General features: G+C 41.3%; 1 pseudogene. It reads right to left on the bottom strand.

What is annotated here, in order from left to right:
- A pseudogene (locus A1019T_RS13830) lies at positions 1-317 on the bottom strand (IS4 family transposase); the annotation flags it as partial.

The following is a 317-nucleotide window of genomic DNA, read 5'->3' as shown; positions in this document are numbered from 1 at the left end:
TACGTTCAGGAATAACAAACAATTTTCCTTCCTCTAAAACTGCATCTAACAACTTAGGGAAGAGTCCTGCAGCCTGTAAAGGTGCAAACCGTAACAGATTAACAATCGTAATAGACGCCATATGAAAGCTAATTCTTAGAGGGCTAACGTTAGCTCTAAGGGCCATATAGCGCATCAAACGTCTTATTAGATTATAAGCAATCATAAGCCCCCAGAATTCTTGTAACACAAGCTGTGGCAGCTTACTTCTTAACAACAGCCCCTGCTGTAAATCAGACTTAATTTCCCTAAAAGCCATCTCAATCTCCCAGCGCTGC

Source organism: Psychrobacter piechaudii, from assembly GCF_900162825.1.
GTDB classification, from domain to species: Bacteria; Pseudomonadota; Gammaproteobacteria; order Pseudomonadales; family Moraxellaceae; genus Psychrobacter; species Psychrobacter piechaudii.
This window is presented reverse-complemented; position numbering and strand designations above follow the sequence as displayed.